13 protein-coding genes are annotated in these 11,714 nt (G+C 66.1%); 6 read left to right on the forward strand and 7 right to left on the reverse strand.

The window, feature by feature from the left end; all coding sequences use genetic code 11:
* A partial coding sequence (locus RLN94_RS18070) for a helix-turn-helix domain-containing protein (RefSeq protein WP_350169382.1) occupies nucleotides 1-294 on the reverse strand: 294 nt, incomplete at its 3' end.
* A gap of 100 nt (nucleotides 295-394) precedes the next feature.
* Here RLN94_RS18070 and nth point away from each other — a divergent pair.
* Both nth and RLN94_RS18080 read left to right on the forward strand, forming a co-directional pair.
* Nucleotides 395-1,039 (forward strand): endonuclease III, encoded by a 645-nt coding sequence (nth, locus tag RLN94_RS18075; protein WP_350132609.1) that lies wholly within the window; start codon nucleotides 395-397, stop codon nucleotides 1,037-1,039.
* Nucleotides 1,036-2,022, forward strand: coding sequence for an adenosine kinase (locus RLN94_RS18080; RefSeq protein WP_350132607.1), 987 nt, complete (start codon nucleotides 1,036-1,038; stop codon nucleotides 2,020-2,022). Before nth ends, RLN94_RS18080 begins: the two co-directional genes overlap by 4 nt.
* Before the next feature lie 276 nt (nucleotides 2,023-2,298).
* Here RLN94_RS18080 and RLN94_RS18085 read toward each other — a convergent pair whose 3' ends face one another.
* From RLN94_RS18085 to RLN94_RS18095, 3 genes are all read right to left on the reverse strand, one after another.
* Entirely contained in the window at nucleotides 2,299-2,718 is a 420-nt protein-coding gene (locus RLN94_RS18085; RefSeq protein ID WP_350132605.1) for a hypothetical protein, read from the reverse strand.
* A 64-nt stretch (nucleotides 2,719-2,782) separates the two neighbouring features.
* On the reverse strand, nucleotides 2,783-3,676 hold the full coding sequence (locus tag RLN94_RS18090; RefSeq protein WP_350132603.1) for a bestrophin family protein: 894 nt from the start codon (nucleotides 3,674-3,676) through the stop codon (nucleotides 2,783-2,785).
* 15 nt (nucleotides 3,677-3,691) lie between these two features.
* Nucleotides 3,692-4,510, reverse strand: a complete 819-nt coding sequence (locus RLN94_RS18095; protein ID WP_350132601.1) for a sulfotransferase family protein — start codon at nucleotides 4,508-4,510, stop codon at nucleotides 3,692-3,694.
* Between the two features lie 150 nt (nucleotides 4,511-4,660).
* On the opposite strand from RLN94_RS18095, the gene RLN94_RS18100 reads away from it, so the two are divergent.
* On the forward strand, nucleotides 4,661-6,238 hold the full coding sequence (locus tag RLN94_RS18100; protein WP_350132599.1) for a DUF5928 domain-containing protein: 1,578 nt from the start codon (nucleotides 4,661-4,663) through the stop codon (nucleotides 6,236-6,238).
* Nucleotides 6,239-6,250: 12 nt separating this feature from the next.
* Complete coding sequence (locus RLN94_RS18105) at nucleotides 6,251-6,631, forward strand: HIT domain-containing protein (protein ID WP_350132673.1); 381 nt, start codon at nucleotides 6,251-6,253, stop codon at nucleotides 6,629-6,631.
* A 31-nt stretch (nucleotides 6,632-6,662) separates the two neighbouring features.
* Here the strand turns inward: RLN94_RS18105 and RLN94_RS18110 are convergent, their stop codons facing one another.
* Nucleotides 6,663-8,483 (reverse strand): hypothetical protein, encoded by a 1,821-nt coding sequence (locus tag RLN94_RS18110; protein ID WP_350169386.1) that lies wholly within the window; start codon nucleotides 8,481-8,483, stop codon nucleotides 6,663-6,665.
* 166 nt (nucleotides 8,484-8,649) lie between these two features.
* Between RLN94_RS18110 and RLN94_RS18115 the strand changes: the two genes are divergently transcribed.
* The gene (locus RLN94_RS18115) at nucleotides 8,650-9,426 is read left to right on the forward strand and encodes an ion transporter (protein ID WP_350132595.1); all 777 of its coding nucleotides are present in this window, start codon (nucleotides 8,650-8,652) and stop codon (nucleotides 9,424-9,426) included.
* Nucleotides 9,427-9,432: 6 nt separating this feature from the next.
* On the opposite strand, the gene RLN94_RS18120 is transcribed toward RLN94_RS18115, so the two are convergent.
* Complete coding sequence (locus RLN94_RS18120) at nucleotides 9,433-10,362, reverse strand: ABC transporter ATP-binding protein (protein ID WP_350132593.1); 930 nt, start codon at nucleotides 10,360-10,362, stop codon at nucleotides 9,433-9,435.
* 75 nt (nucleotides 10,363-10,437) lie between these two features.
* Between RLN94_RS18120 and RLN94_RS18125 the strand changes: the two genes are divergently transcribed.
* The gene (locus RLN94_RS18125) at nucleotides 10,438-10,617 is read left to right on the forward strand and encodes a zinc-finger domain-containing protein (protein WP_350130958.1); all 180 of its coding nucleotides are present in this window, start codon (nucleotides 10,438-10,440) and stop codon (nucleotides 10,615-10,617) included.
* 208 nt (nucleotides 10,618-10,825) lie between these two features.
* On the opposite strand, the gene RLN94_RS18130 is transcribed toward RLN94_RS18125, so the two are convergent.
* Nucleotides 10,826-11,401, reverse strand: coding sequence for a HupE/UreJ family protein (locus tag RLN94_RS18130; RefSeq protein ID WP_350130959.1), 576 nt, complete (start codon nucleotides 11,399-11,401; stop codon nucleotides 10,826-10,828).
* Nucleotides 11,402-11,714 lie beyond the last annotated feature (313 nt).

The following is an 11,714-nucleotide window of genomic DNA, read 5'->3' on the forward strand; positions in this document are numbered from 1 at the left end:
CAGGAAGAGATCGTGCAGCCGACCGGACCCGGACAGGCCCGCACCATCCGCCGCCTCAAGCACCGTGTGCCGGTTGGCCAGCAGCGTGCGGGCCTGTCCCAGCGCCAGGTATTGCTGATACCGTTTCGGGCTGACACCGACCCATTGGGTGAACACGCGTTGAAAATGCGCACCGCTCATCCCCATCGCGGCAGCCAGATCCTCAAGCGACAGGGGCGTATCGGCGGCGTCTATCAGATCCAGCGCGCGGCGCATGACGTGGTAGTGATAGCTGTGCTGGGGCTCGGCGTTCATCGGGGCATTCCTTGGGCTCGTGACAGGAAATCTAATCGCTGGCCCGGTGCCATGCGACCCGAATATTGCGCATTGCCGGGAATGCGGGCATGAGGGGGACATGGCGACCCAGCTCGATTACCACGCGATGCGCGAGATCTTCACCCGGTTCCAGGAGGCGGAGCCGGAGCCCGAGGGCGAATTGCATCACGTCAACGCCTTCACGCTGGTGGTGGCGGTGGCGCTTTCGGCGCAGGCGACGGATGCGGGGGTGAACAGGGCCACGGCCGAGCTGTTCAAGGTGGCCGATACGCCCGAGAAGATGCTGGCGCTGGGCGAGGAGGGGCTGATCGGTCACATCAAGACGATCGGGCTTTACCGCAACAAGGCGAAGAACGTCATGAAGCTCAGCCGCATCCTTGTCGATGACTATGGCGGCGAGGTGCCCAATTCGCGCGCGGCGCTGCAATCGCTGCCGGGCGTCGGGCGCAAGACGGCGAATGTTGTGCTGAACATGTGGTGGCAGTACCCGGCGCAGGCGGTGGATACGCATATCTTCCGCGTCGGCAACCGCACCGGCATCTGCCCCGGCAAGGACGTCAACGCCGTCGAGCGCGCCATCGAGGATCACGTGCCGGTCGACTTCCAGCGCCATGCGCATCACTGGCTGATCCTGCACGGGCGCTATACCTGCAAGGCCCGCAAACCCATGTGTCCCGCATGCCTCATCCGGGACCTCTGTCAATTCGAGGAAAAGACCCTATGACAAAGTATCAAGCCGTTGGTATCGGCAATGCCGTCGTCGATGTCATCTCGCAATGCGACGACCAGTTCCTCTCGACGATGGGAATCGAGAAGGGGATCATGCAGCTGATCGAGCAGGAGCGCGGCGAGCTGCTCTATGACGGGATGCAGAACCGCACGCAGATGTCGGGCGGCTCGGTGGCGAACACCATTGCCGGGCTTGGGGCGCTGGGGCTGAAGACCGGGTTCATCGGGCGGGTGAAGGATGACACGCTGGGCCGGTTCTATGCCGACGAGATGGCCGACGTGGGCACGGATTTCGTGAACACGCCGGTGGCGGGGGGCGAACTGCCGACCTCGCGGTCGATGATCTTCGTGACGCCGGATGGCGAGCGGTCGATGAACACCTACCTGGGGATTTCGACCGAGCTGGGGCCGGAGGACGTGGATGACGGTGTGGCGGGGCAGGCGGGGCTCCTGTTCCTCGAGGGGTATCTCTTCGACAAGGACAAGGGGAAGGAGGCGTTCCTCGCCGCCGCGCGGGCCTGTCGCGCCGGGGGCGGGCGTGCGGGGATCGCGCTGTCGGACCCGTTCTGCGTGAACCGGCACCGCGACGATTTCCGCCGGCTGGTGACCGAGCTCGACTACGTGATCGGCAACGAGCACGAGTGGCAGGCTTTGTACGAGACCGAGGACCTGGGCGCGGCGCTGGAACAGGCGGCGGCCGATAGCGGGCTGATCGTCTGCACCCGTTCGGGCGATGACGTGGTGCTGGTCGAGGGCGACGAGACGGTGACGGTGCCGGTGGACCGGGTCACGCCGGTGGATGCCACGGGCGCCGGCGACCAGTTCGCGGCCGGGTTCCTCTACGGCGTGGCGACGGGCCAGCCGCTGGCGGTGTCGGGGCGGATGGGCTGCATCGCGGCGGCCGAGGTGATCGGACATTACGGCGCGCGGCCGGAGAAGGACGTGAAGGCGCTGTTTGCCGCGGAAGGGTTGATCTGACGGTGGCTTGAATAGCGGCGGTGCGTTGTGTCGCCGCCGTCGGATTTGGATATTTGTACCAAGAAGAAGCACGGGTTGCGCGCCCGGCACCGGCGGCGGGGCCGGAATGCCGGGCGCGACTTCTCCTTGGGCGGTCATCGGCTTCCCAGCCTGTACCGCACCTGCTAGTCAACCATACCGTGGTTAAGAAACCGTTGCTTCTTCTTGGGGAAAATATCCCGGGGTGAATTGGCCCGGAGGGCCAAGAGGGGCAGCGCCCCTTCTTCCGCCGCCGCCTCAGCGCGTGCAGTTGATGTTGGTCATGTGGGTGTTGCCCCGGAACTGGAAGTAGATCGTGTTCGGGTCGGACATGATGGCCGGCATCTGGAAGGGCTGCTGGCCGCTGCCGGCGCGGTACATGGTGCCGAGGAAGACCACCTCGGCGTTGCCGTAGCCGGGTTGGGGGCCGTATTGCCCCTGCATCTGGACGGGGACGCGGCCGACCACGGGGTTTTCGTAGAAGCCTTCCGCCGTGAAGCCGGTGTCGGGCCGGGCGGTGAGGCGGTATTCCCAGTAATGCAGGTCGAGGGGCTGGCCGCTGAAGGGTTCCATGGCGTAGCGGCAGTACCAGGAGCCGGCGAACTTGGTGGTCTGGGCTGCGGCCATGCCGGCGAGCCAGCAGAGGGCGAGGGCGGTGACGAGGGCGCGTGTGGGCATGGGCTATGGCCTCCGGCGGGATGGGGGATGATAGCCTGGCCGGTGCGATCTGCCTAGCCGGTTGTCAGGTCAGCACACCCTTGACCGGCGCCAGCGGTGGCGGGGCGGGGCGGCCGAGCGCCTCGGAGGCGGAAATCTCGATCACCCGGCACATAGTGTGGAGGGGCAGGCCGTTCTCGACAGTCTGGAAGGGATGTTCCAGCTCGCGGGTCACCGCCTGCAGCCCGAAGAAGACATAGGCGACGATGGCGGCCAGCAGCGGCGTGAACCAGCCCGCCTGGTCGGCCAGCGCGAAGGGCAACAGGAAACAGTAGAGGTAGGTCGTGCGCCGCACGAGCAGGGAATAGACGAAGGGCAGCGGCGTGGTGGCGATGCGTTCGCCGCCCGCTTGTGCCAGGCCCATGGCCGAGAGCGTGCCGGAGAGGGTCATGCGGGCGTAGCCGTCCAGATCGGCCGTGGCCAGCGCGGCGTTGATCCGGGAGAGGGCGGCGTCGGCGGGGTTGGTATGGGCGAGCAGGGCGTCGGCCTCGGCCGGGTCGAGCCAGGGCAGGAGGGCTGCGCGGGCCTCCTCGCCGCGCAGGGCGCCGCGGTGGAGATGGGCGAAGGCCACCGCGTTCGACAGGACGCGGGCGTGCAGCGCGGGGTCGGGGGAGAAGAGCGTGACCTGCCGGCCGAGGTTGCGGGTTTCGGCGATGAGCTGGCCCCAGAGGCTGCGGGCCTCCCACCAGCGGTCATAGGCGGCGTTGTTGCGGAAGCCGAGGAAGAGCGAGAGGGCGATGCCGAAGACGCCGATGGCCGAGACGGAGACATGCGGCAGGGGCAGGGCGAGCCGGTCGATCAGGAGGATCGCCGCCGAGAGCCCGGCCACGGCGAGGATCTTGTGCAGGATGCGGGGCACGATGGAGCCCTGCATCACGAAGAAGAGGCGCAGCGCCGAGGGCTGGTCGAGCACGATCATGGCGGCGGGCCCGGCTCAGTCGCCGAGCTTGGCGTGGACCTCGTCGAGGTCGATCTCGCCCGTGGGCATCTTGTTCGACGGGTCGTGGAAGTCGTATTTGAAGAGCTCGAAATCGCGTTTGTAGATCTCGTAGACGAGGTGCATGGAGAGGTCGTCGAAATAGTCTTCGACCGGGTGGGCGCGTTTCGGACCGTGGCCTTCGCTTTCGTTGAAGCGGGGGATGGCGGCGAGGTCGACCGCATGGGGCGTTTCGATGGATTTCAGCACGTCGGCCATGCCGTCGTTGAACGCCTCGGTCCAGAAGATGCGGTCGTAGCGGCCGCCGTTGACGATGAAGGTCGAGACGTGGCCGGACATGGCCGACCAGTGGATGTCGGGCTCCATCGGGCGTTTCCAGCGGATGGTGTCGCGGGCGAAGAGCAGGAAGCGGCGGAAGCTCTTGACCTGGTCGAAGTCGTCCTTGCCATCCTCGCCGCCGACCTCGACCCCGTATTTCTGGACCAGCAGCGGCACGAGCTTGCCGCGGTAGCGCTTGCCGTTGCGCTGGATGCCGCAGATCTTGTCGAAGAAGCTGGAGAGGATGCGGGTATAGGGGTTGCGCACGCAGGTGAAGGCGTAGGACCGGTGCGCCGTCACGTTGTCGCGGATCAGCGGCTGGCTGTCGTCGCGGGCCCATTTGTGCAGGCCGTCGGTCGCGTCGTGAATGTCACCGTCGAAGAATTCGCCGTGATCGGAGTAGTACATGATCTGGCCGATCGTCGAGCAGGCGCATTTCGGCACCACGCGATAGACGACGCTTTCGCTTTCGGTCATCCAGGTGCCCGGAAACCCCATATTTCTGCCTCCACCTTCCCGCGCCGCCTTTTTTTTGCGGCTTTGGCTTTGTAGCCTGAGGAATATTCCCCCGAAAGGGCGTTTCTTCAGGCCGTCTTCATGTCTATCACTGTACGCAAGAAAGATAATATCGGGTAGAGCGTTCGCGTCATGGCAAGAATTGCCTTCATCCTTCTGTGCCACAAGGACCCCGACGCCATCATCCGTCAGGCCGAGATGCTGACGGCGGTGGGCGATTACATGGCGATTCATTTCGACGCGCGGGCGAAGGTGGAGCATTACCGCAAGATCCGCTCGGCGCTGGCGGGCAACCCGAACGTGACCTTCGCGCGCAAGCGGATCAGGTGCGGCTGGGGGGAGTGGTCGCTGGTGCAGGCCTCGCTTTATGCCGTGGAGGCGGCGGTGGAGGCGTTTCCGAGGGCCACGCATTTTTACATGCTGTCGGGGGATTGCATGGCGGTGAAGTCGGCCGCCTATGCGCATGAGTTCCTCGACAATGACGATGCCGATTACATCGAGAGCTTCGATTTCTTCGAGAGCGACTGGATCAAGACCGGGATGAAGGAAGACCGGCTGATCTATCGGCATTATTTCAACGAGCGGGTGCAGAAGTGGCGGTTCTACACATTGTACAACCTGCAGAAGAAGCTGGGGCTGACGCGGCCCATTCCGGCCGATCTGCAGATCCAGATCGGCAGCCAGTGGTGGTGCCTGCGGCGGCGGACGATCGAGTGGATCCTCGATTTCACGCGGAAGCGGCGCGACGTGATGCGGTTCTTTGCCACGACGTGGATTCCGGACGAGACGTTTTTCCAGACGCTGGTGCGGCACGTGGTGCCGGAGAAGGAGATCCGGACACGGACGCTGACCTTCCTGATGTTCACCGATTACGGGATGCCGGTGACGTTCTACAACGATCACTATGACCTGCTGTTGTCGCAGGATGCGCTTTTCGCGCGGAAGATCAGCCCGGAGGCGACGGAGCTGAAGACGCGGCTGGGGGCGCTTTATGCCAACGAGGATGCCACGTTCCAGATTGCCGACGAGGGGCGGAACCTGTACCGGTTCCTGACCGGGCGGGGGCGGATCGGGCGGCGGTTCGCCAGCCGGTTCTGGGAGACGGAAAGCTCGCTGGGCCGGCAGCGGGAGCTGATGATCGTGATCTGCAAGAAGTGGCACGTGGCCAAGCGGGTGATCCAGCGGATCCGGCAGGTGGCGAACGTGCCGACCATCGATTACCTGTTCAACGAGGAGGATACGCCGCTGCCCGATCTGGGCGGGATCCAGGCGACGCTGGGCAAGCGCACGCGGCACCGGCGGGCGCTGATGCGGATGCTGTTCGACTATTTCGACACCGACCGGCTGATCGTGTGCATGGACCCGTCGAACCTTGACCTGTTGCATGACTTTGCCGGTGACCGGTCGACGACGAAGATGCTGGAAATCCAGTGCGAGTTCAGTGACGACTACCTGATCGGGCATGCCAAGCGGGTGGGGCTGGCGGGCGAGCAGACCTCGGCCCAGACGCTGGAGCGGCTGTTGCCGACGATTCGGGGCGACATGACCTATGAGAGCGACCGGATCCGCGATGCCGGGTTCGAGCATCACGGGGTGATACGGGAGACTGCCGAGCCGGACGAGAACGCGCCGCCGATCGCGCGGTTCCTTGATATCCCGCCCGAGAAGGCGCTAGAGATTGCCGAGACGCCCCGTCTTTTCGCTGACTAGGATGTGACCGCCATGCCCTTCGCCTATGACGACCAGAACATTTTCGCCAAGATCCTGCGCGGCGAGATTCCCAACGACACGGTGCTGGAGACCGAGCATACGCTGGCCTTCAACGACATCCAGCCGCAGGCGCCGGTGCATGTGCTGATCATCCCCAAGGGGGCCTATGTGAGCCATGACCATTTCGCGGCGGAGGCGTCGGAGGCCGAGATCGTGGATTTCACCCGTGCCACGGCCGAGGTGTGCCGCAAGACCGGCGTGACGCTGGGCGAGGGGGGCGAGGGGTTCCGCTCGATCGCCAATGCCGGGGCGCATGGGGTGCAGGACGTGCCGCATTACCACCTGCACATCCTTGGCGGGCGGCCCCTGGGGCGGATGCTGTCGAAGGATTGAGGGCGGCCGGCGGGCGGCCGCCCGGGGGTGTTCAGGCGCCTTCGGTTTCGCCGTTGAAGGCCCAGATGCGGTTCCGGACCGCCGTGGCGCCGCAGGTGCCGCCGGCATTGGCCTCGTAGATTGCGCTGCGCCGGGCCGAGGGGTGCGAGATGGTCAGCCCGTCGAGCACCGGCGCGCCGTCGCGGTTCTTGAACTGCCAGAGGAACTCGACCGTGCGGTTGCCGATCACGGCCAGCGAGCCGAGGTCGTTCACACCGGCCTCGCCGCCTTCGTCGGCGGGGTAGGTGAAGCAGCCGAGGCCGACCCGGGCGCCGTCGACCTCGAGCAGGTCGACATCGCGGGCGAGACGGTGCAGCAGGGCGTCGGCGGTGTAGGGCGTGGCGTTGACGCCGCCGTTGCAGGGCACGCTGTCGAAGAGGCCGGTTTCGTCGCAGAGGGTGACCCGGCGGGTGCCGTTGTCGGTGACGCGGCGCAGGGCCGAGCGGTAGGGGCTGCCGGCCTCGTGGACGGTTTCGCGCAGCGCGGGGATCTTGAGTACGCCGCTGAGGCCCGAGGGCAGCACGACCATGTCGTCGTGGCGGATCTGGTCATCGGTCAGGTCGACCTCGGATTGCAGCGGGGCGAAGCGGTATTTCCGGAAAGCGGGTTCGTCGAACACCGCCTTGTCGGGGCCGAAGCAGGCATCCTCGTTCCAGCCTTCGGAAAAGTCGGCCTGTTTCGAGTAGAGCATGGCGCTGATGGCGATGGGCACGTCGGCGCCCACGAGGCGGCCGTTCAGGGCGTCGGCGATGCTGTCACAGACGCGCTTGGTGTCGTGCCGGTCGGAGCCGACATCGCCCCAGGCGGCCTTGGTGGCCGGGTTGGTCTGGACGAAATAGTCGAGCGGCTGGACGATGTCGTTGTCGACGTGGATCTTGCTGTCGCGAATGTCGTTGAAGGTGGGGTCGGCGCTGGTGAGCAGGATCGAGGGCTGGTAGTCGAGCGAGACCTCGAGGCGCAGGTGGTTGTTGCGGTCTTCGGCGGTGCGGGTGTTGCGCGGGTAGAAATCGGCGCGGATGCCGTAGGTGCTTCCGGCGCCGGCGTGGCGCAGCGTGCGGCTGGCGGTGATGGTTTCGACCTGTTCGAACGGCTCGAACATGTCGTCGAGGAAATCCAGAGCGGCGCCGACGCGGGCGGCGTTCGACCCGAGAACGTGGCGGTTGAGGCTGGCGAGGCTGACCGTCTTGCCGTCGGCGCCGTTCCTGAACGTCTCGCTGCCGTCATTGCCGAGCGCGAAGAGCCGGGCGACATTGTCGGTCACGAACTCGGTGGTTGCGCCCCGGTGCAGCACCAGCCGGACGCGGCGGGATTCGTCGTTCTTGAAGAAGAAGCCGATCTCGCCGCCGAAATCGATCAACTGGTTGTCGGAGATCGAGGAGAAGCTTTGGCGGCTGGTATAGGCATAGACCGGGCGGCGGTGCAGCACCTCGACCTCGCCGTCGATGAACTCGACCACTTCCACCGACAGCATGTAGGTCTTTTCGGTGTCGTTGAAGTAGCTGCCGAGCCAGCCGAGGAAGGAGCGGTCGGCGAATTCGCGGGAGTCCGGGGTCAGCTCGGCGCTGAGGGGGGTGTTGTCCCTGGGGTCGAGCAGGCGGAAGGAGAGCCGCCCGTAGCCGGCGCGTGCGGGGGGCGCATCCAGCGTGACGGGTTCGTGCCAGGTGACGCGGGGCGCGAGGGTGAGGGCGATCGGATCGTCCGGGTCAGGCTTGGGGTCGGGGCAATGGCCCACCTCGACATTGCAGGCCGTGGCGGCGGTGCCGAAGGCGAAAAGCGCGCCGGCCAGAAGAACGGAAGGAATGCGGTTTTTCATGATGCTCCCCAATTAAATAGCGATTGGTCCCCTAATACCCTGAAATTAGAGCACAGTTTGGGCGATCCGTCGAGTGTGGCGTGCCCCGGTCCGGTTTCGATCTTGCCGATTGGGGGTCACTCCCCATATGCAGGCAGAGGACAGGAAACAGACGGATTTCGCCCCCATGACCCTTCGCGACCGCGCCGGTGCGTTCATCGACCGGCCTCTCGTCAGAAATTTCATTCTCGGCGTGATCCTGTTCAACGCGGCCATACTGGGGCTTGAAACCTCGGATATCGCGATGGCGCGGGCCGGGGCGCTGATCGTCACGCTGGACAGTATCTGCCTGGCGATTTTCGTGGCCGAGATCGGCCTCAAGCTGTTCGCGCGCGGCGCGCGGTTCTTTCGCGACGGCTGGAACATCTTCGACTTCGTGATCGTGGCGATCTCGCTGGTGCCGGCGGCGCAGGGGCTTTCGGTGCTGCGGGCGCTGCGCATCCTGCGGCTTCTCAGGGTGCTGTCGGTGACGCCGTCGCTGCGCCGGGTGGTGGAAGGGCTGATGAGCGCGCTGCCGGGGATGGCGTCGGTGTTCCTGCTGATGGGGATCATCTTCTACATCGGCTCGGTCATGGCGACGAAGCTGTTCGGCGAGAACTTCCCCGAGTGGTTCGGGACGCTGGGGCGGTCGGCCTATTCGCTGTTCCAGATCATGACGCTGGAAAGCTGGTCGATGGGGATCGTGCGGCCGGTGATGGAGGTCTATCCGCAGGCCTGGGCGTTCTTCGTGCCGTTCATCCTTGTGACGACCTTCGCGGTGGTGAACCTGGTGGTCGGCCTGATCGTCAACTCGATGCAGGATGCGCATTCGGAGGAAGAGACCGAGAAGACCGGCAATTACCGCGACGAGGTGGTCGGGCGGCTGGAGCGGATCGAGCGGCTGCTGGACCGCGAGGAGCGCTAGAGGCTGTCAGGTGCTGCGGGTCAGGTCGAGGAAGACATCCTCGAGATCGGCCTGCTCGGTGCGGACGTCGGAGATGCGGATGCCGGCACCGCGGACCGCCTCGAGCACCTGCTCGGCAGAGGTGCGGCCCGACTGGTAGGTGATCGCCAGCTCGCCATGGGGGCGGGTTTCAACCTCGATCCCCTCGGCCTGTGGCAGGTCTTTCACCGGGGCGTCGGGGCGGATCACCAGCGTCTTGGCATCGAGCCGGCCCAGCAGGTTGCCAGTGGTGTCGCGGGCCACCAGTTCGCCGTGGTTGATGATGGCGATCTCGTCGCACATCTGCTCGGCCTCTTCGAGGTAGTGGGTGGTCAGGATGATGGTCATCCCCTCGTCGTTGAGGCGGCGGACATTGTCCCACAGCATGCGGCGGAGTTCGATATCGACCCCGGCGGTGGGCTCGTCGAGGACGAGAACGGCGGGGTGATGCACCAGCGCCTTGGCCAGCAGCAGGCGGCGGCGCATCCCGCCCGAGAGGGTGCGGGCATAGGCCTGGGCCTTGTCCTCGAGCCCGACGAGGCGGAGGATCTCGTCGGAGCGGCGCTGGGATTTCGGCACACCGTAGAGCCCGGCCTGCACCTCGAGCGCACCGCGCGGGGTGAAGAACGGGTCGAGGTTCAGCTCCTGCGGCATGACGCCGATGGCGGCGCGGCTCTGGCGGGGGTTCACGTCCTGGTCGAAGCCCCAGATGTTGACCCGGCCGGCCGTCTTGACCACGAGCCCGGCGAGGATGTTGATGAGGGTGGACTTGCCCGCGCCGTTGGGGCCGAGAAGGCCGAAGACGCAGCCGGAGGGGATGTCGAGATCGACGCCCCTGAGGGCCTGCTTTTCCGGTTCGCCCTTGTGCGGCGGGTAGGTCTTGGTCAGCCCCCGGATTTCAATGGCATTTCCGCCCATCGCTGCTCTTGCCCCCGGCTTTTCGATCTTCCATATTCGGACCTAGTTCAACCGAGCGGAAAAGGAAACTGCCAGATGGTGACACAGGCCCCCGAAACCCGGATCGTCGACACCTACCGTGTCGCCTGCGACGGCGGCGAAGGTGCGCTGGGCCATCCACGCGTCTGGCTGATGATCCCGCAGACACTCGGCTGGGTGGAATGCCCGTATTGCGATGCGAAGCTGATCCACAAGGATTTCGAAGGCAAGGTCTGAGAGGCCGATGTGCGCCCGTGCGGGCGCGCCGGTTGTCTCGCCGTCGCCCGTTGGGCGCCGTCTCGGGTTTTTGGCTGACGTGACGTGCCGGGTCTGACGGTCGCGCGCGTGGCGGGGGCGGGAGCCTCCGGCGGGAATATTTGGGCCAAGAAGAAGCCGGGGAGGCCCGGGCACGGGGTGGTGCCCGGGGCGCGGTTGCGGGAGCGGATCAGCCGAAGATGATGTAGAGCCCGGCGGCCGAGGTGAGCCCTCCGAGGAGGCGCAAGGCCGGGGCGTTGCCGGTGGTGAGGCGCGAGGCGGCGAGGGCGACGCCGAGGCCCGCCGCGTGCAGGAGCGCAGTGGCGATGGCGAAGCCCGCGCCGAATTGCAGGGCGCTGGCGCCGCCCAGTTCGCCGCCATGGGCGTGACCGTGGAAGAGCGCGAAGGCGCCGACGAGCGCCATGGCGAGGCGCGGGTCGGGGCGGAGTGCGAGCGCGACGACGAGGCCGAGGATCACGATCGAGGTGAGGATGGCCGGTTCGACGAAGGGCAGCGACGTGCCGGCCAGCGCCAGCAGGAAGCCCGCGATCATCGTGGCGACGAAGGCGGTGGGCACGAGCCAGAGGGCGCGGCCGCCGATCTGGGCCGCCCAGAGGCCGACGGCGATCATGGCGAGCACGTGGTCGAGGCCGAAGATCGGGTGGGTTACGCCGGCGAGGAAGGAGCCGTATTCGCCCGGGGGCAGGTGGGCTGCGGCCGGGGTGGCGGCGAGGGTCAGGGCGAGTACGGGCAGGGTGCGGTTCATCGGTGGCTCCTTTGGTGCGGGTTGGCCGGGCGCCCCGGGATGGGTCGCGCCATTTTCCGGGAGAGTTGTGCACGGGATGGGGAGAGCGCGCAAGACGGTTGTCGGGCGGCGGGGGGTTGGGTGCGGTCCCGGCTCGGGGGCCGGGACGGGGGGTATCTTTGAGGGTGCGGAAGGTGGGTTTGCACCCACCCTTGTCTCTTTGATCTGTGTGATATTCGGTATCGGCAGGCGAGACCCCGTCCCACCCTTGGTCCTTGAGACCGTCGCGTAGCCTGGGGCTCGTCTGCCGACCGTTGTCAAACCTGAACAGTTG

The organism is Roseovarius sp. (assembly GCF_040223625.1).
Taxonomy (GTDB): Bacteria; Pseudomonadota; Alphaproteobacteria; order Rhodobacterales; family Rhodobacteraceae; genus Roseovarius.

Excerpts from the sequence above, each read along its gene's own strand:
- nth (WP_350132609.1), top strand. The coding sequence starts at position 395 with ATGGCGACCCAGCTCGATTACCACGCGATGCGCGAGATCTTCACCCGG.
- RLN94_RS18080 (WP_350132607.1), top strand. The coding sequence starts at position 1,036 with ATGACAAAGTATCAAGCCGTTGGTATCGGCAATGCCGTCGTCGATGTC.
- RLN94_RS18085 (WP_350132605.1), bottom strand. The coding sequence starts at position 2,718 with ATGCCCACACGCGCCCTCGTCACCGCCCTCGCCCTCTGCTGGCTCGCC.
- RLN94_RS18090 (WP_350132603.1), bottom strand. The coding sequence starts at position 3,676 with ATGATCGTGCTCGACCAGCCCTCGGCGCTGCGCCTCTTCTTCGTGATG.
- RLN94_RS18095 (WP_350132601.1), bottom strand. The coding sequence starts at position 4,510 with ATGGGGTTTCCGGGCACCTGGATGACCGAAAGCGAAAGCGTCGTCTAT.
- RLN94_RS18100 (WP_350132599.1), top strand. The coding sequence starts at position 4,661 with ATGGCAAGAATTGCCTTCATCCTTCTGTGCCACAAGGACCCCGACGCC.
- RLN94_RS18105 (WP_350132673.1), top strand. The coding sequence starts at position 6,251 with ATGCCCTTCGCCTATGACGACCAGAACATTTTCGCCAAGATCCTGCGC.
- RLN94_RS18110 (WP_350169386.1), bottom strand. The coding sequence starts at position 8,483 with ATGAAAAACCGCATTCCTTCCGTTCTTCTGGCCGGCGCGCTTTTCGCC.
- RLN94_RS18115 (WP_350132595.1), top strand. The coding sequence starts at position 8,650 with ATGACCCTTCGCGACCGCGCCGGTGCGTTCATCGACCGGCCTCTCGTC.
- RLN94_RS18120 (WP_350132593.1), bottom strand. The coding sequence starts at position 10,362 with ATGGGCGGAAATGCCATTGAAATCCGGGGGCTGACCAAGACCTACCCG.
- RLN94_RS18125 (WP_350130958.1), top strand. The coding sequence starts at position 10,438 with ATGGTGACACAGGCCCCCGAAACCCGGATCGTCGACACCTACCGTGTC.
- RLN94_RS18130 (WP_350130959.1), bottom strand. The coding sequence starts at position 11,401 with ATGAACCGCACCCTGCCCGTACTCGCCCTGACCCTCGCCGCCACCCCG.